Annotated in this window: 24 protein-coding genes; 8 read left to right on the top strand and 16 right to left on the bottom strand. The window is 61.3% G+C overall.

Annotated features, from left to right (window positions below; genetic code table 11):
- Nucleotides 1-385 precede the first annotated feature (385 nt).
- The 4 genes from ABC419_RS11650 to ABC419_RS11635 form a co-directional block, all read right to left on the bottom strand.
- Nucleotides 386-1,024 carry a hypothetical protein gene (locus ABC419_RS11650; protein WP_412877398.1) on the bottom strand — a complete coding sequence of 213 codons (639 nt, stop codon included), beginning with the start codon at nucleotides 1,022-1,024 and terminating at the stop codon, nucleotides 386-388.
- A gap of 249 nt (nucleotides 1,025-1,273) precedes the next feature.
- On the bottom strand, nucleotides 1,274-1,525 hold the full coding sequence (locus tag ABC419_RS11645; RefSeq protein ID WP_412877399.1) for a hypothetical protein: 252 nt from the start codon (nucleotides 1,523-1,525) through the stop codon (nucleotides 1,274-1,276).
- Between the two features lie 69 nt (nucleotides 1,526-1,594).
- Nucleotides 1,595-3,013 (bottom strand): ArdC family protein, encoded by a 1,419-nt coding sequence (locus tag ABC419_RS11640; RefSeq protein ID WP_412877400.1) that lies wholly within the window; start codon nucleotides 3,011-3,013, stop codon nucleotides 1,595-1,597.
- Nucleotides 3,014-3,045: 32 nt separating this feature from the next.
- Nucleotides 3,046-3,219: a hypothetical protein gene (locus ABC419_RS11635; RefSeq protein WP_292077064.1), complete on the bottom strand. Its 174-nt coding sequence runs from the start codon at nucleotides 3,217-3,219 to the stop codon at nucleotides 3,046-3,048.
- A 509-nt stretch (nucleotides 3,220-3,728) separates the two neighbouring features.
- On the opposite strand from ABC419_RS11635, the gene ABC419_RS11630 reads away from it, so the two are divergent.
- A complete protein-coding gene (locus ABC419_RS11630; protein ID WP_412877401.1) occupies nucleotides 3,729-4,538 on the top strand; it encodes a hypothetical protein in 810 nt (269 codons plus the stop codon).
- Between the two features lie 329 nt (nucleotides 4,539-4,867).
- Here the strand turns inward: ABC419_RS11630 and ABC419_RS11625 are convergent, their stop codons facing one another.
- On the bottom strand, nucleotides 4,868-5,443 hold the full coding sequence (locus tag ABC419_RS11625) for a hypothetical protein (protein ID WP_412877402.1): 576 nt from the start codon (nucleotides 5,441-5,443) through the stop codon (nucleotides 4,868-4,870).
- Between the two features lie 78 nt (nucleotides 5,444-5,521).
- Here ABC419_RS11625 and ABC419_RS11620 point away from each other — a divergent pair, with 78 nt between their 5' ends.
- The 3 genes from ABC419_RS11620 to ABC419_RS11610 are packed head-to-tail and all read left to right on the top strand — an operon-like array spanning nucleotide 5,522 to nucleotide 7,605.
- Nucleotides 5,522-5,896, top strand: coding sequence for a LexA family protein (locus tag ABC419_RS11620; RefSeq protein ID WP_412877403.1), 375 nt, complete (start codon nucleotides 5,522-5,524; stop codon nucleotides 5,894-5,896).
- Nucleotides 5,897-5,899: 3 nt separating this feature from the next.
- Nucleotides 5,900-7,138, top strand: coding sequence for a Y-family DNA polymerase (locus ABC419_RS11615; RefSeq protein ID WP_459562593.1), 1,239 nt, complete (start codon nucleotides 5,900-5,902; stop codon nucleotides 7,136-7,138).
- Nucleotides 7,139-7,146: 8 nt separating this feature from the next.
- Nucleotides 7,147-7,605, top strand: a complete 459-nt coding sequence (locus ABC419_RS11610; RefSeq protein WP_412877405.1) for a hypothetical protein — start codon at nucleotides 7,147-7,149, stop codon at nucleotides 7,603-7,605.
- A gap of 30 nt (nucleotides 7,606-7,635) precedes the next feature.
- Here the strand turns inward: ABC419_RS11610 and ABC419_RS11605 are convergent, their stop codons facing one another.
- On the bottom strand, nucleotides 7,636-7,782 hold the full coding sequence (locus ABC419_RS11605) for a hypothetical protein (RefSeq protein WP_252865872.1): 147 nt from the start codon (nucleotides 7,780-7,782) through the stop codon (nucleotides 7,636-7,638).
- A gap of 65 nt (nucleotides 7,783-7,847) precedes the next feature.
- On the opposite strand from ABC419_RS11605, the gene ABC419_RS11600 reads away from it, so the two are divergent.
- The 4 genes from ABC419_RS11600 (at nucleotide 7,848) to ABC419_RS11585 (ending at nucleotide 9,744) form a co-directional block, all read left to right on the top strand.
- Nucleotides 7,848-8,240 carry a hypothetical protein gene (locus ABC419_RS11600; protein ID WP_412877406.1) on the top strand — a complete coding sequence of 131 codons (393 nt, stop codon included), beginning with the start codon at nucleotides 7,848-7,850 and terminating at the stop codon, nucleotides 8,238-8,240.
- Nucleotides 8,237-8,467, top strand: coding sequence for a hypothetical protein (locus ABC419_RS11595; RefSeq protein WP_412877407.1), 231 nt, complete (start codon nucleotides 8,237-8,239; stop codon nucleotides 8,465-8,467). Before ABC419_RS11600 ends, ABC419_RS11595 begins: the two co-directional genes overlap by 4 nt.
- A gap of 201 nt (nucleotides 8,468-8,668) precedes the next feature.
- On the top strand, nucleotides 8,669-9,505 hold the full coding sequence (locus tag ABC419_RS11590) for a hypothetical protein (RefSeq protein WP_412877408.1): 837 nt from the start codon (nucleotides 8,669-8,671) through the stop codon (nucleotides 9,503-9,505).
- The gene (locus ABC419_RS11585) at nucleotides 9,505-9,744 is read left to right on the top strand and encodes a hypothetical protein (RefSeq protein ID WP_174085339.1); all 240 of its coding nucleotides are present in this window, start codon (nucleotides 9,505-9,507) and stop codon (nucleotides 9,742-9,744) included. Before ABC419_RS11590 ends, ABC419_RS11585 begins: the two co-directional genes overlap by 1 nt.
- Here ABC419_RS11585 and terL read toward each other — a convergent pair.
- From terL to ABC419_RS11535, 10 genes are all read right to left on the bottom strand, one after another.
- The gene (gene terL, locus ABC419_RS11580; protein ID WP_412877409.1) at nucleotides 9,741-11,495 is read right to left on the bottom strand and encodes a phage terminase large subunit; all 1,755 of its coding nucleotides are present in this window, start codon (nucleotides 11,493-11,495) and stop codon (nucleotides 9,741-9,743) included. The two genes, ABC419_RS11585 and terL, sit on opposite strands and share 4 nt — an antisense overlap.
- Before the next feature lie 65 nt (nucleotides 11,496-11,560).
- On the bottom strand, nucleotides 11,561-11,839 hold the full coding sequence (locus ABC419_RS11575; protein WP_128116622.1) for a DNA packaging protein: 279 nt from the start codon (nucleotides 11,837-11,839) through the stop codon (nucleotides 11,561-11,563).
- Nucleotides 11,836-12,057 (bottom strand): hypothetical protein, encoded by a 222-nt coding sequence (locus tag ABC419_RS11570; RefSeq protein ID WP_128116623.1) that lies wholly within the window; start codon nucleotides 12,055-12,057, stop codon nucleotides 11,836-11,838. Before ABC419_RS11570 ends, ABC419_RS11575 begins: the two co-directional genes overlap by 4 nt.
- A gap of 27 nt (nucleotides 12,058-12,084) precedes the next feature.
- Nucleotides 12,085-12,549 carry a hypothetical protein gene (locus tag ABC419_RS11565; protein WP_128116624.1) on the bottom strand — a complete coding sequence of 155 codons (465 nt, stop codon included), beginning with the start codon at nucleotides 12,547-12,549 and terminating at the stop codon, nucleotides 12,085-12,087.
- Nucleotides 12,549-15,023 carry a shufflon system plasmid conjugative transfer pilus tip adhesin PilV gene (locus tag ABC419_RS11560; protein ID WP_412877410.1) on the bottom strand — a complete coding sequence of 825 codons (2,475 nt, stop codon included), beginning with the start codon at nucleotides 15,021-15,023 and terminating at the stop codon, nucleotides 12,549-12,551. Before ABC419_RS11560 ends, ABC419_RS11565 begins: the two co-directional genes overlap by 1 nt.
- 4 nt (nucleotides 15,024-15,027) lie before the next feature.
- Nucleotides 15,028-15,255 (bottom strand): hypothetical protein, encoded by a 228-nt coding sequence (locus ABC419_RS11555; protein ID WP_412877411.1) that lies wholly within the window; start codon nucleotides 15,253-15,255, stop codon nucleotides 15,028-15,030.
- Nucleotides 15,256-15,323: 68 nt separating this feature from the next.
- A complete protein-coding gene (locus tag ABC419_RS11550; RefSeq protein ID WP_412877412.1) occupies nucleotides 15,324-15,629 on the bottom strand; it encodes a phage tail assembly chaperone in 306 nt (101 codons plus the stop codon).
- Nucleotides 15,626-17,620, bottom strand: a complete 1,995-nt coding sequence (locus ABC419_RS11545) for a phage tail fiber domain-containing protein (protein ID WP_412877413.1) — start codon at nucleotides 17,618-17,620, stop codon at nucleotides 15,626-15,628. Before ABC419_RS11545 ends, ABC419_RS11550 begins: the two co-directional genes overlap by 4 nt.
- Nucleotides 17,621-17,701: 81 nt before the next feature.
- A complete protein-coding gene (locus ABC419_RS11540; RefSeq protein WP_412877414.1) occupies nucleotides 17,702-21,616 on the bottom strand; it encodes a hypothetical protein in 3,915 nt (1,304 codons plus the stop codon).
- On the bottom strand, nucleotides 21,616-23,811 hold the full coding sequence (locus ABC419_RS11535) for a M23 family metallopeptidase (RefSeq protein WP_412877415.1): 2,196 nt from the start codon (nucleotides 23,809-23,811) through the stop codon (nucleotides 21,616-21,618). Before ABC419_RS11535 ends, ABC419_RS11540 begins: the two co-directional genes overlap by 1 nt.
- Nucleotides 23,812-23,813: the final 2 nt, after the last annotated feature.

Here is a 23,813-nt window from a genome sequence, read left to right as displayed (position 1 = left end):
CGCGGCAACGCCGCGTGTGTTTCCGATAGATTTGTAAGGGTGTTTCAATATCGGTGGGCGTCAGGTGCGCCCGGTGCGGAATACCCCGCCACGAAACCTGTATAGCACAGCCCCGATACGGTCACAACGGCACGTTCGCCGCCTCGCCGCCGCCGCAACCCCGCTCCCCCGTAGTTCAGGAAGGTCAGGCGCCGAGCAGGATGCGAGCGCGTGACGCCCTGTATTATAGAGGGAGCCAAAATAAGGGTCGAAACACCGTATTTGAGGGGTCTCCCTCTATTATAGAGGGAACGGCCAAAGGCCCGTATTTCAGGAGGGGTTCTCCCTCTATTACTATAGTAGGTATTGAAGAGTGTAATAGAGGGAGCGACCTGCTCCCCAGAAACTACAAGGGCGAAGCGGAGCCGGTGGACCACCCGACGAGGCCCGGCGACGAAGCGGAGCGGGATTGCAGGACGGCATTACCGACCAGACCCTTGCCCTTGGCGTCGCGAGCGTCGAACGGCGCCGTGAACGCTTGGAACGAGGGTGCGTGGATCAGACAGGCAGGATCGCCCTCAAGGTCCAGCCAGACGACGTGTTCGTCATTGTAGGGCGAGCCTTCACCCGGCCTGACGTGCTTCATCACGCCGACGAAGCCGCGACCTTCGGCAGACAGACCCTCGATCTTCTGCATGGTGATGTCGCTGAACTCGACCTTGGATTTCTTGGCGATCTTCACAGCGTCGGCGGCGGGCCACATCTTCGCGCTGGCCTTCCAGTTCGGACGCTTCCAGTTCGTGATTGTGTCGGCGGTATAGGCTTTGACCTCGACGCCATATTGATACGGGCCGCGCTTCTCATGGCCGGTCCAGTTGTCAAAGACGGTCGTCTGGAGCGCGGTCACGGTGTCGAACGCTGGCAGGGGCGTGACGGCCGTCGAGACGCTTCGATACTGTGTCTCCGTGATCCGCTCGCACCAACGCACGAAGTCGGGGTTTTTCTTGATGAAGGAGAAGAGAAGGGCTTTATCGTTGCCGATCATGTCGAGATGTTCAACGACATCTTGAACAGGGTTGAAAGGAATCATCTTAATCCAAATGGACAAAAGGCCCCGCGATGTGCAAGATCGCAGGGCCTTAAGTTTTCGGATTTGATGACAGAACCTAATATACGATCCTATCCATATTTATCCAATATCTAAGCGGCCCTGTTTGCACGTCTTGCACACGGCGAAACAGGTTATGGACCTATTTAGTCGGATGTGCTGGATGGCCGCCATATCTTTCGGCGATCAGTTCGCGTTGCTGTTCGCGATCTTGCGCCAGACGAGCGGCTTGCCGTTAAGGGTCACTCCGTTGTGCATCATTTCAGTGTCGCTCGGAATGAGCATGTGGGCCTCGCCCGTCACGGTGTTGAGCCGGATCGAACCGGCTACCCCGGCTTCCTGATAGATGACGTATTTGCCGACCGGCTCCGCTGACTGCTGATCGCATCCGGCGAGACAGGCCCCTCCGAATGCTGCGGCGATGATGATTCTTCGCATGATTTGCCCCCTTCAAGTCGGCAGGTTTAGCGCAGGTGTCGCGGACGGCAAGCCGTCCGCATTCCAAAGTCATGCTAAGAACTCCGCGTCATGCTCGCCCCACATCGCGGCGTAGTCCTCGCGTAGCTCGCGATCCAGCGCGGCGATCAACATCTCCGGCGTCACTGGATGCATGTTGTCGCTACTATCCCAAGCCGGAACCGCGACATCATCGAAATACCCGGCTTCCCACGCCTGACGCGCGGCAGTCTCCAGCGACACGCCATCGGCCCGGACAAGCTTGCGCCTGAAAGGTGCCTCGCGATGCCAGCGGTCGAGGTCGCGGGCCTTTAGCTCGCCGCCGTCGTCGCAGATGCCTCGGATGCTCAAGAACTCGCTCAAGCTCGGATCACGGCGCGGATGGAATGGGCGGGAGGCACTAATGCCTCCCCCTGCAACCGCCGTCAGCTTGGACAGGGACCCGGCCGCGACATGGGTAGAGACAGGCGGACGTTTCGGCGCGACGGGCGGCGTCGGGTCTGTGTCGTCATCGTCGCCGTGGGACTCGATTTCCGGCGCGCTGGAGCCTCCCGACAGGTCGGGCAGATAGATGACGCCCTCGGCCATTGAAGGCCGCTCTATGGCCTGTTTTGGGGCCTTATCGGCGAGGTCGAAAAGGAAGTCACAAGCGGCTTGAGCCTTGCTCGCGGCGGTGAAGATCGCGCGCTTGTCGGATTTCAGAACCTTGAGCCATGACGCCAGATAGGACGCATGATCCTCGCGAGGCTCAACCGCGATCCCAAGGCGAGCCATGGCGAAGGCGGCGCCCATTTCGGCCACCAATTCCTCAAACGCATACGCCTTATCGCCGAACCGCTTCCCGAACTGGCGATCAAGGCGGGCCTTGGCCCCGCTCCAGTGCGTGAGTTCATGGGCGAGCGTCGCGTAATAGGCTTCGCGTTCATAGAATGCCTCCAAAGGCGGCATTTGGACGTGATCGGACTTGGGCGAGAAGAACGCTTTAGACCCGCCGTGTCTGATTTCGGCACCAGTCCCGACCGCCCATTGATCGGCGAGCTTGATGCGTTCGGCCGTCGCAGCAACCGGCGCGGCCTCATAGAAGCGTTCCGGCAAATGGTCGATTTGCTCGACGTTGAAAACCGCATAGCCCTTGGCAAACAGCCGGGTTTCTTCCTCGCCGGTTTCATCCTCTTTGGAATACGAACCCCAATAGATCACGGGCGATGATTTCTCGCCTTTGCGGACGCATCCCCCAAGCTCTTTAGCTTGATTGAAGGTCATCCAAGTGTGGTGACGATAGCCCTTCATTTCGGCCGCGCCCCACAAAAGCGCGACGTTGATGCCGCGATATGCTTCGCCGTTGGCGCGGGTCGGGATCGCAGGAAGGCCGCACGATCCGGCCTCCCATTGCGGCGCCCAAGGGCGGACGCCAGCCTCAAGCATGCCGATGATGGAATCCGTGACGGTTTGGTAGATGTCAGTTTTCATTGTTTTAATCCGTTGTTTGCGTTGACGCGGGTTTAGGCTTCGCAGAACAGCCAGCCGTTGACCGACAGGCGGTCGCCGGTCACGTCGCAGATGGCTTCGAAGGTGGAGTCGAGATCGACATCCGGGCGGACCCAGACAGTCAGGTCATAGTGGCCGCCGGTCAGTTCGATCAGGCGGGTGAAGTCGCCGGGCAGTTCGGTAAGCATTGAGGACAACCTTTGCGTTGAGTCATTCGATACCCCAAACGTGAATCGACGAATGGTTGCTGTCAACGCAAAAAATGTCGTCAACGAAAAAAGGCAGGGTCTAACCCGCGCAGGGTCGAGGCCCATCGCGCGCGCGTTTAGATCACGCGCGAGGATCGTCGCTCGATGTGCTGGAGCATTGGGCCTGACGATCAGGCGCGACCCTATGTGCCCTGTCTTACGGGAACGAGGCCAAGCGATCTCAAGCGGTTAACGAGAGGGTAGGGCAGACCGTGCCCGAAACCGTGCCAAGGCATCGCATCGGAATCAGGAACGCGGCTCCCCGCGCATCGCCTATGCCGTCCCGCGCTGGCCAGCGTCGGGCAGGGCGGTCCCCGGACGATACCCCCACCGGGGGGCTGACAGTTGCGGGACACGCTTATTCCCCACTTCGGATACGCGACCCAAATTTCAATCTGGGATAGTTTCGATCTTTGTGCGAGGTTCGCCCGAGATCGGGGGAGATTCCTATGAAGAAGATGTTTGCGCTCGCTTTTTGCGCGGCGACCGTTGCTACGGCAGCGTCGGCCCAACAGCGCGCTTGTGATGCCATGCTCAACACCACAATCGAACCGATCACGTTCGATGCAGCCTCTGAACTGCTCCGTTCGGCGCCCTTGGTGAAAGATGAGTTTGAGACCACTGCCGCGTTTGAAGCCCGCGTCGCTGCGGCTCGTCAGACGATGCCGACGAGCCTCGCTATCTCTGTTGATCTCAACAAGGAGTATGCAGTCTACAACGCAGACGCGCGGAAGTTCGTAATCGACTCTCGCATCTTCGGTTCCGACTATGGCATCGACTGGTTCAGCGCGTTCTATTCCTCGCCGGTGAAGCCAGCCGGATACACGATGGGAAGCAATGTGGTCGGTCTGGCCATATCTTCCGTCGATACACCGAATGGCACCTACATGGGTCAGAACGCCTACGGCGCAAGCTGGGAGATCGTGAAGATAAATCGTGACGTTGACGCGATTTTCGACAGCATTTCTTCCCGATATGACCAGAAGCTTTTCGGTCGCGGCCTTGCTACGGACTTCAAGTGGGATGCACCGGCTCCCCCTGAGTTTGCTCGGCAGTTCAAAGAACAAATGAAGGGTGCCCTAATCGTCGCCCCCAACGCTCCGTTCTACATCGAAAGCACGGAAAGCTCTGGTGGCCGGATCACCATACAGAATCCTCGTGACGTGACGCAGATCGCTCACGTCATCATCGCCGACGTGAAGTGCGCCGTCCTGACGAGCGAGTCCAACGTCGTCGTCTTCGCAGTCACCACCAACTGAGCAATGAGATGAAAAAGCTTGCGACAGCCATTGCGGCTCTCACGCTCTCGGCCGCTACGGCTGGATGCGTCTCAGTCGGCACAAACTATGATCCTGCGGCCGTGGATCAGATCGCTGCTGGAACCCCGATGACGGACGTGATCGCCCGTTTGGGCCAGCCGAATAGTCGCACAACGCTTCCGAACGGTCAGACGCAGTTGATGTGGCTGCATTCCACTGGCACCGCGTGGGGAACCGCCGACGCTCGGTCAGCGGCTCTCCTGTTCGATGCGGACGGAAAGTTTATTCGGGTCATCACGACCAACCAAACGTCGATGCGATAAGGCCGGTTAGCCGCCGACGACCTCGCGGGTGACTTCCGTGGAGGCGACGGCGGCGAGGCTGGTGCTGCCAACAACCCGCGTAATGTTCCGACAGTTGAGCCAATGGCTCTCCGGCTGGATCGCATTATCGGCGAACACCTTCTCGACTTCCGCCTTCGTCCAGCTTGACGGACGAGGATGTTGTAAAGCCGAGACAACGCTCAACTTGATTTCCCCAGCATCCGAATGGATGGACTCTTGCCAGCCACCATCGGGACTGGCGGCACATTGGTAGCCGACAGGTGAACCCACCAGCAAAGGGTATTGCTCGGGCAGCTTTTCCGTCTTCGTTCGACTGAAATACATGAAGCTGTAAGTCTGTCGCGTGGCCACGAGGCAGTCGAACCCTCCGGCCGACATAGGCCAGCAACGCATCACGGCTGACGGCCCGTCGAAGAACTGACCTTCCGCGACGAAGCCTTCACCGATGTTGGTCTTGCTGCCGTCTGGAAGCGAGGTCCACTCAAGAGGTTTCGGAGGCTCGGGCGGCTTCTGGCTGCAACCGAAAAGGGCGAACACGGCGATCAGGGCAAAGCGTTTCATAACGTCGATCCGTAGCCGCTGTGGACGACCACGCCAAGTCATCTTGAAACCGGAACGGAAAGAGAACATTGAGGCTGGATGGGTGCAGCCGCTTACAGAGGTGACGAGACGACGGGATTCCAATCCCCGGCGCAGGATCACGTCGAAGCGGTGCCCGATCTGGCGGAACTTTTGGAGCTACGTCGGCCCCAACGCTACGCCGTGAGGGTCAAGGGCGAGGGTCTGAGGAAGCGCGGCATCCATGGCGGCGACATCCTCGTGGTCAACACCGACGCAGAGCCATCGTCTGGGAAGGTCTGCGTAGCGTTCCTGCACGGTGATGTGGTCCTTGCGATCCTCACGGAGAAGGATGGCGAATGGTGGCTGGAACCGTCGAACGACGCTCCCCAACCTGTCAGTGACGATACCGAAGTCTGGGCGATGATCGCCGCTCTGGTCAGGACGGACGTGTGACACATGTTCGGTTTGATCGACGGCAACAACTTCTACGTCTCGTGCGAGCGGGCCTTTGACCCGACCCTGATCGGCAAGCCGGTGATCGTGCTGTCGAACAACGATGGGTGCGCCATCGCCAGATCGGCCGAAGCCAAGGCCCTCGGGATCAAGATGGGCGAGGTCTGGCACCTATCGAAACGGAAGCCGGAGTATCGGAACGTCATCGCCAAGAGCAGCAACTATGCGCTCTACGGCGACATGAGCCGCCGGGTTTACGAGGTTCTGTCGGAGAGTTTCGCGAGGGTCGAACCCTATTCCATCGACGAGATGTTCTTGGACCTGACGCAGTTCGCGCGGGCGGACTACTGCCGCCGGGTGCGAGAGCGCGTTCGTCGGATCACCAAGATTCCAACCTGCATCGGGATCGGCCCGACGAAGACGCTGGCGAAGCTGGCGAACAAACACGCGAAGACGGCGACCGGCGTCACGGATTTCAGCGACCTCGACGCCCGGCGCGAGGCGTTCGCGACCATGCCCATCGACGAGATTTGGGGTGTCGGCGGGGCCAGTCGGACGAAGCTGAACAACCTTGGCATCTTCACGGTCGAACAGTTCGCCAATCTTCCCTCCGCATCCGTCAGGAAGCTCATGACCGTCACCGGCCAGCGGACCCATGCCGAGTTGAACGGGGTGTCCTGTATGCCGCTCACGCTGGCGCCGGATCAGAAGCAAACCGTCAGCGTGACACGGATGTTCGGGCGGCCGGTCGAGACGTGGACGGACATGCGCGAGGCGTTGGCAGCCCACGCTTCACGCGCTGCGGAGAAGTGTCGAAAGAATGGGCTTGTGGCCCAAGCCATGCAGGTCTTCATCCATACGCACCCCCACGATGGGAGCGAGTGGTATCACGGCCAGCGGTCGTTCGAGATCGAGCCGACTGCCGACAGTTTCGCGATCATCGGTCAGGCCGTCGCGGCGGGTCGGTCCATGTGGCAGGACGGGCGGAAGTTCGCCAAGGCCGGTGTGGTCCTGCTGGACCTACAGGCGCAAGCGGATGCACCGCGCGACCTGTTGCCGACTGTTGATCCGATCAGGTCGGAGAAGCTGATGACCGCTCTTGATGCGGTGAACGCTCGGTTCGGTCGGGGGACATTGCGGCCCGGCGGGATACGTCAGGTGACGCCATGGTCTACGCGGGCGAACAATCGGTCGCCGCGATATACTACGCGGTTCAGCGACCTGATGGAGGTCCGGGCCTGATCGGGTAGATGGACGTTTCGGCAAAGCTCTGGCACACCCATGGCATGAAATCTGCCTTGTTTGCCGTTGCTCTTTCCGCCCTATCGACCCCGGCTGCTGCCGATGCGCTGAGACAGTTTGATTTGGTTTGCGTGGGCGAACGTCGTTTATATTCGGACGACGGTTCGGCTTCATCGCCCACAACGCAGCATTTGAGGGTTGATTTGGATCGACGTGAATTTTGCCGCGACGATTGCGAGGCGACAGTAGCAATCGCCGAAATCAACTCGGATGTGATTGCCTTTCGAAATACGACAAACACATCGGCGCCGGGCGGAATGATCTGGTCGCAGTTCTTCGTGAATCGGAAAACCGGGAAATATTTCGATCAGCGGATGTTCCCAAACACGCCCGACACGACTGAAGAAGGCGTGTGCGAAGCAAAGCCGTTCACCGGTTTCCCCGCACAGCCCGACAACCTATTTTAGTCTAAGCGGCGTCGCGGCTGACAAAGGCCGTCAGCGTTTGTGCTTCGGAACGTAGTTGCCGCTACCCGGCTTAGTTTTCTCGCCCCATGCCTTCATGGCCTCGGCTTTGCTTGGCTTGCGCGGAAGCGTGTCGCGCTTTTGCGGCGTCGAGCCAAACAGTGCGCTGAACAATCCCATGATGATCTCCCCAAAGTTCTGAACAGCTATAGCACGGATCGTCGCTGACTAAATACGCGATGATCTTGAAACTTCTCACCGGCGGCATCGACCTGCCGAAACTCGCTGCGAACGTCGCTGACCTTCGCGCAGCAATCATCCACGCTGCACAAAAAGGCCGTCCCCATCTGGGTCCAACGGCGACCGTCGCAGATGTCATCTATTGGCTGCGCTGTCGGATCGACGCGCTGGAGAACCTGATCGCCAGCCGCGCCCTCGCCGAAGATGTCGAGACGCTTCGTCTGAAGTTGGACCGGCGGGATAGAGAGTTCCATTCGCGCACGATGGTTCTGTCGAGCGACATCGCGGCCCTGCGCGCCACCGTCGCCGGTCTGGCCGCCAAGGTAGAGGCCCTGACGGCTGCGAAGCTGGCGGAGGTGAAGGCTCGCAAGGCTCCGAAGAAGGACGCCGCGAAATGAAGCCCGGCGGTTATCGCATCCTGCCGTCCATCGACGGCCGAAGCTGGAAGATCGAACAGTCCTATCAACCGCTGCGTGGGGGTCTGTTTGTGGTCATGCCGCCGCTCCGATGGTTGAGCGTCGCAGATGGCTTTGCTTCGGTCGAAGAGGCTGAAGAGGCTATCCAGCGAACCGTCCGCGAAACCGGGCGATACTACGACAGCTTCGGACGCCCGACCCATGCGTGACCAGACGACCGGCAACGAAGATCGCGAGCCTGTCGAAGCCTAACTTCCGGCATTCTGATTGACCCCCTGACGATCCATGAGACAATCTTTGGCTCTGGGTGATGTGTGTGGCGTAAGTATCAGAAAAGTCGGGTAAAATGCTCGACAGTTTGAGAATGTGTGATGTCATGAGTCATCGGAAACGACGACGGAGACACCCATTTGGCCAAGACGTTCCACGACCTCGTTGAGGCTTGCTATCGCGGTCAGCATCTCGTCCTTGAACCGGACAAAAGTTTCGAGGCAGGTTCGCCGCTGCGAGAAAACCGCGAGAACTTTGAGGTTCTTATCTCGCATCCCAGCTACCATTTTGGAACGATGCTGGCGGGCTACTCCGACCACATTGCCGCAGAGGCGTGGGGCGAACCGCCCGTGCAAACGACGATTGACCTGATGAAGAGCCTGCATCTGGAGCGGGTCGCTCTGGTGTTCGACTCCGAGGTTCATGCGGGCGAAACTTCCGTAGTCCTGCTGGAGAGTGCGATCTCTGAACGTCTCGGAGTCTCGGTCGCGACCTTTGGTATGGATGATCGCCATGGGGCGCACTTCAAAGGCAAGTGGATGGTCTTTGAGGACATTGGTCCTATCGGCAATTTTTCGTGGCCGATGATCTGGCTGGCCACGGTCGCTCTCGAACTGCTCGCCAAGCCGGAAGTCCAATACGTCGTGCGCGCTGCGTCAAATGGCATGGCCGCCCTTCGAACGGCGCGCGCCAAGCGGGGTGAAGGGACTATCCCCGACATGCAGGTCATCCACCTCAAGAAGAAGGTCTACATCGGAGGCGTCGCAGTCGGAGGCGGCACTCACGCTTCGCCGGAGCCTCATGACCGTGCTGGCCACTGGCGTCACAGCGAACGGGAAATTCCCGGCTGGGAAGAGGTTGAGCCGACGACTGGCGAGTATGCCGGGATGACCGTCTGGCGGAAGTGGATCAAGGACACGCCGATCAAGGGCGGCAAGCCCAACGGCGCGGCTCCGCAGTTCCGGGTGGTGAAGTGATGGACAAGCCAACGCCTTACCGGGTGGACATTCCTCTCAATGGTGAAGTCACCCAACTCACAAAGCACGTCATCTGGTTGAGCCAGAATATCAAAAACCACTGGTCGCAAGACGCCAGCACGAGCATCGACGCTGCGATTGACGACCTGCTGGCCGGGCGGCCTTCGCCGCCCGCCTTCACTACCTACTGGTTTGAGATCGAAGAGGACGCGGCCCTTTTCAAGACATTCTGGTGTTAATGCATCCGCCTTCCGGCCCCGCGCTGGCGGCCGGGCTTGTTCAATAGCGGGCTGATGGCCGTGCCAGCGAAGAAGCGTTTCTCGAACTCGCGATCCAGCTTCTTGCGATGGTCGGCCTCGGCCTGTGCGGCGTCGATGGCCATATGCTGTTTCCAATATTCGACAGCCAAGGCCAGCACGTCGATGCGGTCGTCGTGCTTGAGGGCGCCGCGTTGGGCGGTCATGTGGGTCATCTGGAAGACGCCCGACTTGATCCGGTCGGAGACGGCGAGGTCCAGTTTCAGAACCTCTCGGTCGATGACCAGACGGTGTTGTTTCATCACCGGCTCCAGTGCGCCGACGATCCGTTTTTCCTTCATGCCGTGGACCTTCACGCCGTCGATACCGCAACGCCATTTCGACGTGTGCTTGGCGATCAGGACCGGCGTCAGCAGTCGGCGGAACATGCCGTCCGAGAAGTTGTCTTCGACGATGACTGCGCGGACTTCCTGCTCGGCTGCGATAGCCGCCAGCTTGGAGAGCGTTTCAGGCGAGCCGCCGTCACCGGCGACGCCGCCCCACTTGGTGACGAACACCTTGCCGTTGAGGAACTTTGTGACGACGTAGGCCGTCTCGTCGGCGCCCGTGCCAGACGGGTCGATGTGCATGACGGAGCCGGTGTAGTCGGCCCAATGTTCGCTGACATTGAACGGGGAGAAGAACCGGTCGCCGGTGAAGCCGACGTTCGGGAGCATCGCGTCCTTGATCTGCTTATCGTCGGCGGACGTGTAGGAGAGTGCGACAGGTGCACGGCTCTTATCGACGTTCATGACGATCAGGTCAGAAGTCTTGAGCGGGAAGCGTTCGGCGTCGGACAGCGACGTGTCCAACATCATCTGCAACATGAACTCGGCCGCCGTGCCGTCCATTTCGCTTTCGAGCAGCTTGGCGTCAGTGAAGCGGTCAGGATCGGTCGGGGCGCCGCCCAGAAGCGACAGGCCGGTGGGATCGCAGAGCGTTCCGCATTTCTCGATATCGGCGCGGAGCAGCGGCGCGAGGTGATCGCCGTAGTTTGCGAGCTTGGATTTCAGGGGATAGCGGGCAGGCCAGATGCGAACATCGTAGCCGCGAGAGGGCAGGCCGCCGTAGATCGATTCTTCGGTCTGGGGCGTCCCGAGGTAGATGATCTCCGACGTGTCGAGCGGCTTGATGATCTTGCCGAATTCGGAGGTGGCGTGGCGCAGCTTGTCACGCTGATCCTCGGTCGCGGAGTTGCGCTGGTTCTCAACGTCGTCGCCGATCAGGATGTCGGCGCGGTTGCCCGCCAACTGGCCGGTGATTCCGAGGCATTTGACGGAAGGCTGCTTGTTCGACTTGGCCGGGCCGACATCGAACGCCAGCGTCGAGGATCGCTGATCGCGACCGGGACGGAGTTCGGCCCATAGCTGATCGCCCGCCTCGTGGAAGATGATCGACTTGATGAGGTTGGCGTTGTCAGCGGCGCCGCTTTCACCGGCCGAGACGATTAGGACGGTCTTCTGCGGATCGCGCCAGAGACACCACACGACATAGGCGCAGGTGATGAAGGACTTGCCGATCCCACGCAGGGCTTCGATAGCGCGCCGGGTCGGGCCGCTTTCGAGATAGCGGGCGATGTCCTCTTGAATGCGGGTCGGTTTGGGGAGGCCGAGGACGTATCGCCAGACGTAGCGAACGAAGTTGATGAAGGACCGCTGGAGCTTTTCGCGCGGCGTTTCAGTGCGTTGTTTCAAACAGTAGAGGGCATGACCCAACCGCCACCGGTGAAAGCGAGCGGTCGGTCAGCAAGGGGCTTGGGTTATTGCGGCGTCATCCTCGACAGCACCTCATCGTCGAGGTCGAGGTCGGCGAGTTTGGCCGTGAGGTCGTCGAGGCGCGGCGATGAAGCCGATGCGGCGACGCCGTTGTCCTTTAGGAACTTGATGGCTTGGGCGATCAGTTGCGGCGAGATCGCTTTGCCCGGATCGCTTGGATTTTCCTCGGCGCGAATACAGGCGCGAGAGAGTTCATTGGACAGCAGCATGGCGACGACAGCGTGAAGCTGGTCGAGTTCCTTTTCAGAGGCGCGGTCGCTCATGGCTTCACCAAATCGACGATGAAACCGGCGATGCCGCCGACTGTGGCGGCTGCGCCCATGATCCAGAACTTGAAGTTCTCGACGCCACGAACGCGGCTTTCCAGACTGTCGTGCTTCTCCTGCAAGGTCTCCATGAACTTCATGTAGGTGCCAAGCTGGCCTTTGATTTCGCCAAGGATCAGGACGAGCGTTTGTTCAGATTGATTGTTGGGGTCCATGAGACCTTTCGATTGTTGATGTGAGGGTTAGACCGCATCGCCAGCGGTGTATTGGAAGTCGAGCGAGAGTTCGTAGGTGCGACCGCCGACGACGACAGAGCAGTAGGCGTTGCCCGAGTTCTGGTAGGTGTAGCCCATCACTTGATAGGCCGGTCCCATGAACACGGCAGTTGCCGAGTTTCCGAAGACATCCCCGCCCCAAGCGTATGAGGTCGGCGCAAGATAAGGCGAGACCGAAATCCCGAACGTGATCTTGTCGTATTGCTGACGGCCCCAATCTCCGAAGCCCATCTTGACCTGTTCGAAGCCTGTAATGACGAGGCGCACTGTTCGGGCCGACTTGCCCCAAAGATCGTTCGGGAGAATGAGCGACCCGGACTGGACGCCAGCCAGATCGCGCACCCGTTGATCGGTCAGCGACAGTTCGCCGGTGATGCCGAGTTCGGTTTTGATATCGTCGATGCTGATCGAGCCGGAGGACGGGAGAGCCATTAGACTCTCCCGTTTTCCAGAGCCGCGACGCGAGCGTTCGTCTCTTTCAGAGCTTCTACAACCAGCGCGACGACGGGGCCGTATTCGACGCCCTTCATGCCGTCCGTGTCCTCGGTGACGAGGGCCGGAATGACCTGTTCGAAGTCCTGAGCGATGAAGCCCATGCCCGCCGATCCGGTGCGCTTCCAGTCGAAGGTCACGCCCGTCAGGGCTTCGACCTTCTGGGTAGCGTTGGTGATTGTCGCGATGTTTGCTTTCAGGCGCCTATCGGACTCGCCGACGACCGTTCCGCCTCGGATTTGGCCGCCGGTGTAGATGCCTTTGCTGCCGTAGGCACGAAGCCACGAGCTATCTGACATGTGCCAGCCACCGCCATAGGTTTCCCAATAGACACCGGTCTGACCATGGATACGAAGCCATTCGGAGTTCAGGTAGATCGAGCCGCCGAATGTGGCGTGGTTGGTCTCAAGGTCGATCTCCAGAGGCCACCCCTTGTTCGGGACCGTCGCCCAACCGCTATCGTTCGTCCCTGCGCCGCGAAGGACGTAGAAACGGTTCGAGTTGACGTGGATGTGGGCTGTGCGGTTGTCGCTATCCATGAAGCGGATCGTCGGCGAACCACCGTAAAGGTTGATCGCGGAGCCTCGGACAGCGAGGTGTGCAGCTACATCCAACACTCCGTCGTTCTCCAGCGTCATCATCGGCTGATCGGCTGAATTTCGCCACTGATGACCGCTGCGGGAGCGGTAGTAGCTCCGTCCATTCGTGGCGAAGTAGAACCGCTCGTTGCCGTCCGTGGTGGTGTTCCAGCCGTCGCAGTAGCGACGCATCAACCCGTTGGCGTCGAGGTTCTTGGAGGTCCAGAACTCGTAGATCGTGGCCCCGGCGGACCAGCCGCCGAATCCCCACTTACCGTCCTCGAACATGCCGAAGTAGGTTCCGTAGGCGCCCGGCCGGTGGAACTTCATCCACGCGCCATAGCCGCTGCCTTCGCCTCGAACTTCCAGCATTGCACCAGCCCCGGCGTCTTGCGGATTCTTCCCGCTTGGGAAGGTCAGTTGCTTGCCAAGGATTTGCTCGGCGCCCCCTTCGGTTAGAACGTCGCCGTTCTGTTTGCCGGTCTCGCTGGTGGCGCGGACGTGATTGTTCGCCCCTCGTGCAAACATCTGTAGGGAGGTCGTGGAGATCAGATCGAACCGCGCTCCCGCCCACGACATGCGCGCATGATAATCGGCCGCGTTGTTAGCCGAGAGGTCGATGTATGGCCCATAGCCGTTGCTGTCGTTGCGGAGTTCGAGCCACCCGCGATTAAGATCGGCTCTTGAGCCGCTGTCTGTCAGGCCGACGCGCAACTGATCGCCCGCGATATGGGCGTTGGTGGCGATGTAAAGACCGCCGCTCAAACCGTAGAGCCAACCGTTCTGATCGAACCGCCAGTATTTCTCCGCGCCCGCTGCACCGGTCTTGATGACCGTATGATTGCCGTCCGGGTAGAAGAGGCTTGAGTTCGCCGCGAAGCTGTAGCCCCAGACTGTTCCGTTGACGTTGATCGTGTTGAAGACCGGGTTCGCAATCGGGGCCTTGGCATCCAAAGCCGATTGCAGCCCGGCGACGTTCGCGATGTTGGTCGGGAAGTAATTGGGCTTGTTGGCAATGACATCCCAGATCGGCGTCACGTCGCCCTGCTCGATGTAGCTGGCTTCCGCCGTTTTCGAGCCTGTGCCCGAGTAGACCCAGCGTCGCCCGTCAGTGGTGGCGACGAGAGTTCCCGGCATGACGCCGGTCTGCTGCTGCGCTGTGAGGTTCGGGATTCCGCCGGTCGAAACGACGGGCGTCTGCCCGACCAGAACAGGGATGCGCGCCGGGTCGATCATGTCAACGAGGCGCGTCGCCGACAGGGTGTCGGACTTTTTGTCGAACAGGTTGGGATCGAACGTCGCGGCCAAGGCTGCTGACGCTGCTGCGTCCTCGGCGTCTTGAGCCGACAGTGCGGCGTTGTCCGCGACCTGTTCCGCAAGCTGCTCGACGATGATGCGGTCTGCGGTCGAACCTTCGCTTTTAGACTGCGCCAGTTCCGCCCAATGGCGGGCGTTAGCCTCGCTCGTGCCCGCATGGTTCATGTGCTGCTGCGCGAGATTGCGCGCCTCGACGGCGGCGCCGCGCGCGGCTTCCGAGAGGATGCGCTGATCGTTGGCCCGGTCTGCATGACCTTGAGCGAGATCGCGCGCGAGGTCCGATGCTACCCGCGCCGCGACGGCAAGAGCCGCCGGGCCGGATACCATGTCGTTGAAGGACGCGGGCGATGGAACGAGGATTTCTCCACCGGCCAAATCCTTGAAAGGATAGCGACCGTCAGAGTTGGGTCCGCCTGTCGGCGAGCCACCCAGCCAAGCAGCGAGAAAAGCGTTCTGCTGCTTCGTCTTTTCAAGAAGGTCTTGGACTTGCTGGGCCAACTGAGGGTTCAGCCCGCTCATCCCCTTACTCCTTGGTCGGGGCCGAGGTTTCGGCTTCCTTCAAAGCAGCGGCGGTGCGCTCTGCTGCGATGGCGGCGCCAAGCTGAATGCCTTGCAGGGCGGCGCGGATACTGGCCAAAACGGCGTTCGTTTGCTCAAGCTGTTCGAGCAGTTGCGCCTTTTCGGCGAGGGTCGATTGCTCTTGAGCGAGAAGGTTCTGATGCTGCTGGTCAGCGGTCGGAAGTTGGGACATGCGTCTCCTGAGATTGTTGGAAGGTAGTTGTATTTAGACGGGCGACCGGCCCCTTAAGGCCGGTCACTTCACCAAGCCGGGGGCGTCGGCCAATCAGGCTCGACGGTCAGATCGAGGTCACGAAGACGCTGCCGATAGGTTGCCCATTCGGCCTGACGTTCTGGTGAAAGGTTGGAGTCAGCCATCTGCGTCCAGTCCGAGGCAGACAAGAGCGCATTGCGTTGAGATCGGAAATCCCGTGGGATTTCGAAGACTGGAACCGCGTCGATCTGAACCGCCGTCTCGCCTTCCTGACATTGCAGTTGTGCGGACGCCGGATCGTCAGTGGTGAGGTAGATGCGAGGCTCGCCGAGTTTGCCGATTACATAGATCATTTGAAAACCGCCATGATGATGAGGTTGGACGCCACGAGGCGCAGAGTGCTGTCCCCACCGAGCCAGTTGATCGTGACGGTGTGCTGGCCGGGGCCGAGGTTGGCGTAGCCGGAGGTGGACACGGAGTCGGTGCGGGCGCCCGAGCCGCCGACGCCAGTGACGGCGACGCCGTTGACCGTGATGTCGAAGTGCCAAGCCCTTTCGTTGCTGGTGTAGCTCTGCGTCCCGGTGGCGAGGCAGATCAGCTTTGCGGCATATGGCAGGTCCACCGTGTAGGTGATGGCGTTCTGTTTGACGTTGTTGCCGTATCGCCAGCCAGCCATCGAAACGGAGTCGATGCGGGTGACAGAGTTTTCGAGAAGTTTCGGTGTGGTGATCGAACCAGTGACGAGAAGGTCGCCGAAAATCTCGACGTTCGAGTTGAAACGGACCTTACCGTTCACAATCGACATGACCTTTACCGGTGTCCCGCCGCCCGGCGCCACGAAGCCCACCTCGTCGGCGACGAAAGAGAGCGTCCCCCACGAGCCGTTGTTGTTCGCGGTAATCCCGGTGATGTGGCCGTTCGAATTAAGGGCCACCGTCCAGCGAGCGTTGATCCCGTTCGTCACCTGTTGGAGCGAGGTGATCGACGCAGTGTGGCCGCCCACCGTGTTCTGCACGGTCTGGAGCGTCTGCGAGAGCGCGTTGTCACCGTTGATGCGGGAGGTGCGTTCATCGACCACGGACGCCGAGACGTTGCCGATGGAGGTGTCGATGCCAGACAGGCGGGTGCCGAGCGTCCAGCCCGGCCCGACTTCGACCCTGTTCAGGTCGAGGACGAAGGCCGACTGACCATTCCGCCACGCCCCGAGGACAGCGAACTGTTGTGCGATGGCGCCGTCAGCGTTGGCCCGAGCGGTCGCCTCATTCTGGATCGCGGTCGAGTTATTTCCGACCTGCACAGCCAATGACTGGCGGGCTTGGGCCTCGGCCTGATCCGCCGCCACGCGGGCGTTGGTTTCCGCCATAACAGCGGCGTTGATCTGGCCGGGGATGGTGGCCGACAGGGCTTGGCGAGCTTGAGCTTCGGCCGAGATCGCGGTCGCCCGCGTCGTCGCCTCATTGGCGATAGCCGCCTCGTTGTCGGCGATCTTGCTACCCTGTGTGTTCAGGGTCTGCGTGACCGCCTCAATGGCGTTGGTTCGGGCCGTCTGTTCGTTCTGGATGACCGACAGGGCGTTGGCGTCAGCCGCGTAGAGCGCGCTGAAACGCTGCGCCAGACTCTCGGTCGGCGATGTCCTGATCTTGTTGAGGTCGAGGATGAAGGAGAGGTTGTCGCCGCTCTTGGCGCCCAACAGGCTGAGCGTGTCGATCAAGGCTTGGTCGCCATCCAACCGAGCCTGCGCCTCGTTCTGGATGATAGTCGCGAGACCAGTGCCGTCTTCAAGGTTGGCGAGCGCGTCCACGACAGCCGTGAGGTTGTCCATGCGGAACGCTTGGTTCGACAGCGAGAGGGTGTTGCTGATGATCGTTTCGGCGTTGAGGTCGATGCTCGCGAGGGCGTCGCGGAACCGGTTCAGCAGGTCGTCGCCCAACTCCGAGACCCGGAGCAGTTCGTCCATGATCGCGTCGGGCGTGGTGACGACGCCGAGGTGATCGCCGAGCCTGACCATGGCGCGGTCGAGACTGTCGTTCAGGAAGTCGTCTTGCTCCTGAAGGCGGTAGAGAAGCTGGAGGACAGCGCGGTTCAGTTCCTCTTTCGTCAGGGTGGCGCCGTTCTGGAACTCGACGGCTGCGGCCGAGATCGGGGTGACGCGGCTGATCTTGAGGATGCTGTTCGTGACTGCCGGAGAGGTCAGCCGAATGCGGCTGTCGGAGACCCATTCGAAAAACGGCGCGGAGCCGTTTAGGGCGACCTTGATGTGGTTCTTGTCGAGGTAGGGGATGGCGAGGTCGAACTCGCGCTGGCGTTCCCCGACGTTGTAGATGACGCGGGTTTGGTAGCTCATTGATCCTTTCGGGGAGCCACGCCGAAAGGCCCGGCCGCTCGAAAGCGACCGGGCTATTCCGGGTGGATTATCTGCGGTGTTTTAGTCGGCGCCGAAGTTCATGATGCTTGCGAGAGCATCGTCCGAGACGCCGTAGGACCGGGCCTTGTTCTCGATCCGGTAAGGCTCCCAACCCTTCTTCTCGCCCACATCCTGCGCCTGTGCGGCGCCGGTGCGGTCAAGCATCGGGTCCATGTCGGGATAATCGCCGCGCTTGATCGCCGCCGTCGCCAGTCGGCGATAGCGGGACACGGTGTCCTTGATGGATTGCGCGCGCCGAGGGTCGCTGTAGTTGGCGTAGTCCTCGCTGTTGACCAGTTCGGCCAAGGCTTCGTGCATGTTCAGGCCGGTCGAGGGATCGCGCCATTCCTGACCTTGGATGGACAGGACGCGAGCGTGTTCCTTCGGCGTGATATTCTGACCGTTGAAGCGCGCGGCGGGCCGCGTCGCCATCAGCAAGTCAGGATCGTTCTGCGCCAGTGCCGAGATTTCCAGACGCACCATGTCATCCTCCCGCTCCGACACGCGGAGAGGTTGGACCAAAGCTTCGATCAGGCCGCCGTCTCGATCCTTGCGGACGATAGGGAGGCCCAACCAGTCGCGGCGTTCGGGCAGACTGTCCGAGAGCATCGGAATGTTGCGAGCGAAGTAGTCAAGGAACTCTGACGCTTCGCGCATCACCGGGTCTTGAGCTTGAGCCGTGTTGCGGACGATGGCCGGGACGAGAGAATCGCCCAGCTTCTTGAAGGCGGCCTTGGTGACTGCCGTGCCGCGCGAGGATTCCGTGTTGGAAAACGACGGGTCGAGCAGATCGAAGAAGTCGCGGACGCCTTGGAGCGCAGCTTTGTTGACGATGTTGTTCATGATCGCCCCTGCGACGCCGCCCGCCATGGCGGTCGCCTGATCGTCGGTGAGATCGCGGTCTCGCATGGTTTGATAGAGATCGGCCGTGATGCCGATCATTTCGGCCAACGGGGAGAGGGTGCTGTATTGATACCAACGCCCGCCGAGACGAACCGAATAGGACTTGATGCCGTCCTGTTCTTCGGCCGGAGTGCGCTTGCCGACAAGATCGCCATTGGCGAACAGCATCGCAGCGGTTCCCATGAGAGCCATGCCGCTGACCATTCGAGCCATCACGATGTCGGCTTCTGCGCCGCCACGAGACAGGGCTTTCTCCTGACCGTCGAGAGCCGCGAAGTAGGTTTTGAAGGCCGCCCGGTTCTCCTTTGTGATCCACGCCAGAGCCGGGTTGCGGTCCACCATCCCAGCACGAACGAGGTTCAGAGGGGTTCTCAAGAACGGGACATAAAGTGCCTTGATAATGGGGATGTATTTCATCGCCTTTTCGAAGGCTTCGACCGCCGGGCCGGTCTTCTGGAAGGCCATGAGGCGGGCGTAGTCGTTGGCCATTTCATGGAGATCGACCGAGGCCAGCACGTCGGCTGCATCCTCAAGGCGGGTGTCACCAAGATAGGATTTGGCCGGATCGTAGGTCTCGCCGACTTCATCGAATTCGGCTTTCGCACGGACGAAGGCTTCGGCGGTGGGCCGTTGCGTCACAGCGTCGAGGGTCTTGGCGAAGACGCGATCCGCTTCCTTGCCGCGCAGACGAGCCGAACGGTAGGAGGCTTCACGCGCCGCCAATGCGTTGATCTGCATCCGGCGCGTCATGACCTTTGTGAACTCGTCCATCCCAAGAGACGGGCGAATGCCGAGGGTGCGGAGCGTTCCGAACAGGCCGGTCATGGCCATGTCGGGGATGACGCCGATGCCGCCCTTCTTCCATTTGTCCCGGCGAGCCGCATTGAACTCGAAAGGTTGAGCCATGGCGTATCGACCCACGGACGTTTCAATGTCCGACTGGGGAGCCGCGTGAGCGAAGGCTTTGAATCCAGCCTTGGCCGCATCGACAAACGACTGATGGATGCCGAACAGATAGGCGTTGGCCTCACGGAAAGTGACGCCTTCGGCCGATGTGCGTTTCCCGCCGAGGCCACGACGTAGCGGGCTGGTGATGCCCGCTGCGATGTAGCGTTCCCCGACCGTCATGGACGCATGGAGAACCGACCCGACTGCGTTGCGGACGGCGGTCGCTGGCGTCGTCAGATAACCGGCGACGATGTAGTAGGAGAGATAGTCGTCCCACCCCATGTGACGCCCCTTGCGAAGTTCGTCCTTGAAGGCGCGTTCGCCGCCCGAGCCATAGGCTTCGCGTAGTTTCTTGAGGGCTTCGGCCATAGCCTTCGGATCAAGCTCGCCGGTGCCGAGGGCATCGGACATGAGGTCCATCTGGCCTTGAATGTCATTGACGATCCGGGCGCGCTGCTTGGCCATTTTCATGATGTTGAGCGCGCGGCCGATCTCGGACTTGGCGCCCGCCGCCATGGCGTCGAACATCACGGTCGCTTGCAGTTGAGCAGCCACGTCGCCGACGAGGTTGGCGTTGAAGTTGCCGTCGTTCAGCGACTTCTCAAGCTCGCCCATCTTGGTCACGAGGTGGTCGGTGTGCTGGATCGAAATCGTCTCCAGAGCGTGCATCTTGGCCGCGATCCCGTTCTCGCCGGTAATGTCGCTGTGCGCCTTCACCACGTCGGAAACGGTCACGCCGAACGCTGCTTGACGGTCGCGGACGGACTGCCACGTCTTCTTCGAGTCTCCGGCCGCGTCGTAGAGCGGCTTGAAGATTTGGGCCATGACGCCGACGATTTCCTCGAACTTCTCCGGCTCGTTGGCCAGCTTGTCGAAATCGAAAATCTCTTGGTTCCAGTGCGGCGACGGATCGTCCGCGAGGTCCACGGCTTCCTTGCCCGCCCAGCGGACGAACAGTTCGACTTGCTCCGGCTTGATGTAGCCCTTGAGGCGGTCGAGGTGTTCGGTCACGGCCTTGAGACGTTCGGGCGACATGCCCTTGGTCCAGTCCGGGTTGATATCCGGGCCAGCGTCGGCGCCGTCTACACGCGGTCCATCCATGCGTTCGGCACGGAGAGCCTCGACGCGCATCGGCAGGGCCGACACCGGACCCTGTTGGGTCGGGCGGAAGGTCCAGTCGTCCATCGTGAGAGCGGGGAGGGAGATCGCATCGGCCGTGTCGAGTTCGTCGCGGAAGGTCTGCGGAAGGTTCACCGGGTCGGAGCGGAGGTCCGCATCCACGCGGGCGCGGACGTTGCCCCGACCTTTGACCATGGCGCCGGCGCCTTCAAAGGCGCCTGTGAACACTGCGCCCGCACCGGCCGAAAGAACCGTCTGTAGAACGTCGTAGCGATCCTGCGTCACGCCGGTCGCATCCATCTGGGCGAGGATGTCCACGGTGCCCGCGACAGCAGACTGAACGGCGATCTTCGCACCAACGGACGTGCCGCCTGTGATGTAGGAAGTCGGGTCGATTGCAGCACCGCCGAGGGTGCCGAGCAGAGCGGCGCCGCCGTGAAGGGCTTTTCCGACGATGCCGCCATCAGCTTCCCAGAACGGATCGTCACGAGAGGCTTGAGCAAACTCCTGACGACGGGCGCGCTCGCGCCCGACCCAATCGTCAGCCGCCGTGCGGGTGTCCTGCGTGTTCTGCGTCATGTCGGTCAGGACGCCGACCGAGTTGTAGAGGCGGGAGACGAGTCGGATAGGGTTCAGTGTGAAGCGGTCATTGACCTTCATCGCAGCCTTGTGGTCGCCTCGCTGTCCAGCCTCGATGTAGTCGGCGGTGTCATCCAGACCGGCCCGCCAGCCTTCAGCGATGAAGCCGGTGTTCACGGTGTTAGAGAGAACGTCGCCAAGTCGCTCGCCGAGGCTGCGTTTGTCTTTCGGAGCAGAGAGGGCAACAGCCGCCGATTGGCGGCTGTTGTTCTGTTCGGCGGACGTGCCGTAGTGGCGTTGAATGAAGGCGCGGCGGACGTGTTCGGGGGTTCCTTCTTCGAACTCGAACACATGCCCGTCAGGGCCGGTGAAGCGGATGGATGCCATTAGTCTCCTTGGATGATGTTGCCGTTCCTATCGACGCGGGTGACACCGCTCGCGCTGGCCGTCTGGGTTGAGCCGGGCGCGCGCGTCGCGCCGGGAGCGCGGGTGTTTCCACCGGGTGAAGCCGTGGAGCGTCGTGAGAGTCGGGGGGTATATTCGGCGATGATCGCGTCAGCCGCTGCCATGGGCGGGGTGCCGCTGGCGACGCGACGTTCCCATTCGATCTGGGCTTCGGCGCCGAGACGGCGGCGTTCAGGTGGTGCGCCTTCTCCCACGAGTTCGCCGAGGGTCGATCCGACGTAGGATCGGGCGACGGTAGCGGTGCGACGTTCCTCGGGCGGGATGATGGCGGACTGACGCGAACCGTTGGCCACACGCTCCTTGACCGCGAGATAGGCGCGGGTCGCATTGCGGCCTGTGCCGAAACGTCCCGCGTTGTAGTCGCGGTCAGCTTGGGCGCCGATTGCTGCATAGTTTGGTTCCGCCACGGCGAAGCGGCTGGCATAGTTGAGGATGACATCCTCGTTCTCTTCGCCGTCCGCGACAGTATTGCGGAAGTCGCGGAAGGCGCCGCGCAAGGTCATAGCTTCGCCGGGTTCGAGAACACCACGGGACTGTGCGGTCTGGATCGCCTCGTCCACGTTCTCGCCGCGAAGCGAACGGTTGTAGAGGTCGAGTGTCAGGTCATCCTTGGCTTCGAGGCGAGCTTTCTCTGTCCGACGTTCGGTGTCTGACTCCACGCCTTCAATCGCGTTCAAGACGCGGATTTGTTGAGCCGAGGTCAGGACCGATGCGCCGGGCGCGCGGGCGCGGCGTTGGGCCGGTGTGTCTGCATCGGCCACTTCCACGGCCGGAGCCGAGGGATCAGCCGCCGCGTTCTGGGCGGGCTGGCCGACGATGGAGCGAGGGTCGATGCGGCGCCCTTCCGCGTCGCGAGCCGAGAAGTGCAGATGCGGGCCGGTCGAGTTGCCGGTGTTGCCGGAAGCTGCGAAGGCGGTGCCTTGCGACACGCGATCACCCGCCTTGACGTTGATGCTGTCGAGGTGGGCGTAGCCAGTGACGCGACCATCTGCGTGACGGATCAGGACCGTGTTGCCGCCGCGACCACGGGGGCCAGCGAACTCGACGACGCCATCGGCCGGAGCGACGACAGGCGTCCCAATCGGAACGGCGATGTCGATGCCGCCATGGTCCGTCGATGCACCGCGAAGCGGCGCGCGACGTGCGCCCACGCCCGAGGTCACGCGGCCTTTCAGCGGCATGATGTAGGTCGAGGCCGGAGCGGGAGTAGTGGGCGCCGGAGCAGGTTTAGCCGTGACGGACGGAAGCGGTTCGCCTTCGATGGTCGAAGCGGCGTTGGCCGTGGTGCGAGCCTCTTCAATTTCGGCCGCGACATCTTCTGGACGACGGGTGTCGAGCAGCGAGTAAAGTCCGGTCAGATCGCCGGTCTGGGTGGCGTAGGCCACGACGGCATTGACGACTTCATCTTGGACGGCGACGCCATCAAGGCCCGCCTCTTTGAGGCGGCCCACGGTTGCCAGAAGGTCGATGCCTTCGCCGCGACCAAGCGCGGCCTGAACTTCGCCGGTCGTCATGTCGAGCATTTCGCGGTCGGTGCGTTCTTGCAGGACGCTGGAGGCGCGAGCGTTCAGATCGTTCGACCAACGCTGCATCCGCTGTCCGACTTGAAGGCGGACCTCCGGGCTTTCGAACAAGTCGCCGACTTCACCGATGAAGGCGGTAGACCGCTCGTTCATGTAGGTCTCGATGTCCTCGACCGTCGCCCCATCGTTGATGAGATCGTCCAGCCCTTGGGCGGTTTCCGTTTCGAACTTCGTCTGACGGTTGGACGCCGTGACGCTGTAATAGGCGCGCTGATAAGCGGTGGCTTCGGCCTTGGCCGGGTCCAACTCTACACCCGACAGAGCATCGGTCGTGCCGATAGCGAAGTCCTCTTCGGCTTGCTTGGCGGTCTGGGCGATGTCGTTGCGATAGAAGGCTTGAGCCGTGTCCTCGACGCCGCCGAAGAACCGACGAAGTTCGTCGAGGTTGTTGCCGCGCTGGGCGTCGCGCATCGAGGCGTTGATGCGAACCGGGTCAACGCGATCTTCGCGGCGGGTGGGGAGGATCGAATCGCGGTTGTTCGTGATGCGGTCTTGCGTCGTGCGACGCTGGGATTGTCTGGAAAGGTCAGCCATGG

This window comes from Brevundimonas phoenicis (assembly GCF_047237745.1).
In the GTDB taxonomy this organism is placed as follows: domain Bacteria; phylum Pseudomonadota; class Alphaproteobacteria; order Caulobacterales; family Caulobacteraceae; genus Brevundimonas.
Note: the sequence above shows the minus strand (reverse complement) of the source record. Positions and strands in the feature narration are given on the sequence as shown.

Bases quoted from the DNA above. Each gene is read 5' to 3' on its own strand.
- ABC419_RS11650 (WP_412877398.1), bottom strand. From the start codon at position 1,024: ATGATCGGCAACGATAAAGCCCTTCTCTTCTCCTTCATCAAGAAAAAC.
- ABC419_RS11645 (WP_412877399.1), bottom strand. From the start codon at position 1,525: ATGCGAAGAATCATCATCGCCGCAGCATTCGGAGGGGCCTGTCTCGCC.
- ABC419_RS11640 (WP_412877400.1), bottom strand. From the start codon at position 3,013: ATGAAAACTGACATCTACCAAACCGTCACGGATTCCATCATCGGCATG.
- ABC419_RS11635 (WP_292077064.1), bottom strand. From the start codon at position 3,219: ATGCTTACCGAACTGCCCGGCGACTTCACCCGCCTGATCGAACTGACC.
- ABC419_RS11630 (WP_412877401.1), top strand. From the start codon at position 3,729: ATGAAGAAGATGTTTGCGCTCGCTTTTTGCGCGGCGACCGTTGCTACG.
- ABC419_RS11625 (WP_412877402.1), bottom strand. From the start codon at position 5,443: ATGAAACGCTTTGCCCTGATCGCCGTGTTCGCCCTTTTCGGTTGCAGC.
- ABC419_RS11620 (WP_412877403.1), top strand. From the start codon at position 5,522: ATGGGTGCAGCCGCTTACAGAGGTGACGAGACGACGGGATTCCAATCC.
- ABC419_RS11615 (WP_459562593.1), top strand. From the start codon at position 5,900: ATGTTCGGTTTGATCGACGGCAACAACTTCTACGTCTCGTGCGAGCGG.
- ABC419_RS11610 (WP_412877405.1), top strand. From the start codon at position 7,147: ATGGACGTTTCGGCAAAGCTCTGGCACACCCATGGCATGAAATCTGCC.
- ABC419_RS11605 (WP_252865872.1), bottom strand. From the start codon at position 7,782: ATGGGATTGTTCAGCGCACTGTTTGGCTCGACGCCGCAAAAGCGCGAC.
- ABC419_RS11595 (WP_412877407.1), top strand. From the start codon at position 8,237: ATGAAGCCCGGCGGTTATCGCATCCTGCCGTCCATCGACGGCCGAAGC.
- ABC419_RS11585 (WP_174085339.1), top strand. From the start codon at position 9,505: ATGGACAAGCCAACGCCTTACCGGGTGGACATTCCTCTCAATGGTGAA.
- ABC419_RS11575 (WP_128116622.1), bottom strand. From the start codon at position 11,839: ATGAGCGACCGCGCCTCTGAAAAGGAACTCGACCAGCTTCACGCTGTC.
- ABC419_RS11570 (WP_128116623.1), bottom strand. From the start codon at position 12,057: ATGGACCCCAACAATCAATCTGAACAAACGCTCGTCCTGATCCTTGGC.
- ABC419_RS11565 (WP_128116624.1), bottom strand. From the start codon at position 12,549: ATGGCTCTCCCGTCCTCCGGCTCGATCAGCATCGACGATATCAAAACC.
- ABC419_RS11560 (WP_412877410.1), bottom strand. From the start codon at position 15,023: ATGAGCGGGCTGAACCCTCAGTTGGCCCAGCAAGTCCAAGACCTTCTT.
- ABC419_RS11555 (WP_412877411.1), bottom strand. From the start codon at position 15,255: ATGTCCCAACTTCCGACCGCTGACCAGCAGCATCAGAACCTTCTCGCT.
- ABC419_RS11550 (WP_412877412.1), bottom strand. From the start codon at position 15,629: ATGATCTATGTAATCGGCAAACTCGGCGAGCCTCGCATCTACCTCACC.
- ABC419_RS11545 (WP_412877413.1), bottom strand. From the start codon at position 17,620: ATGAGCTACCAAACCCGCGTCATCTACAACGTCGGGGAACGCCAGCGC.
- ABC419_RS11540 (WP_412877414.1), bottom strand. From the start codon at position 21,616: ATGGCATCCATCCGCTTCACCGGCCCTGACGGGCATGTGTTCGAGTTC.
- ABC419_RS11535 (WP_412877415.1), bottom strand. From the start codon at position 23,811: ATGGCTGACCTTTCCAGACAATCCCAGCGTCGCACGACGCAAGACCGC.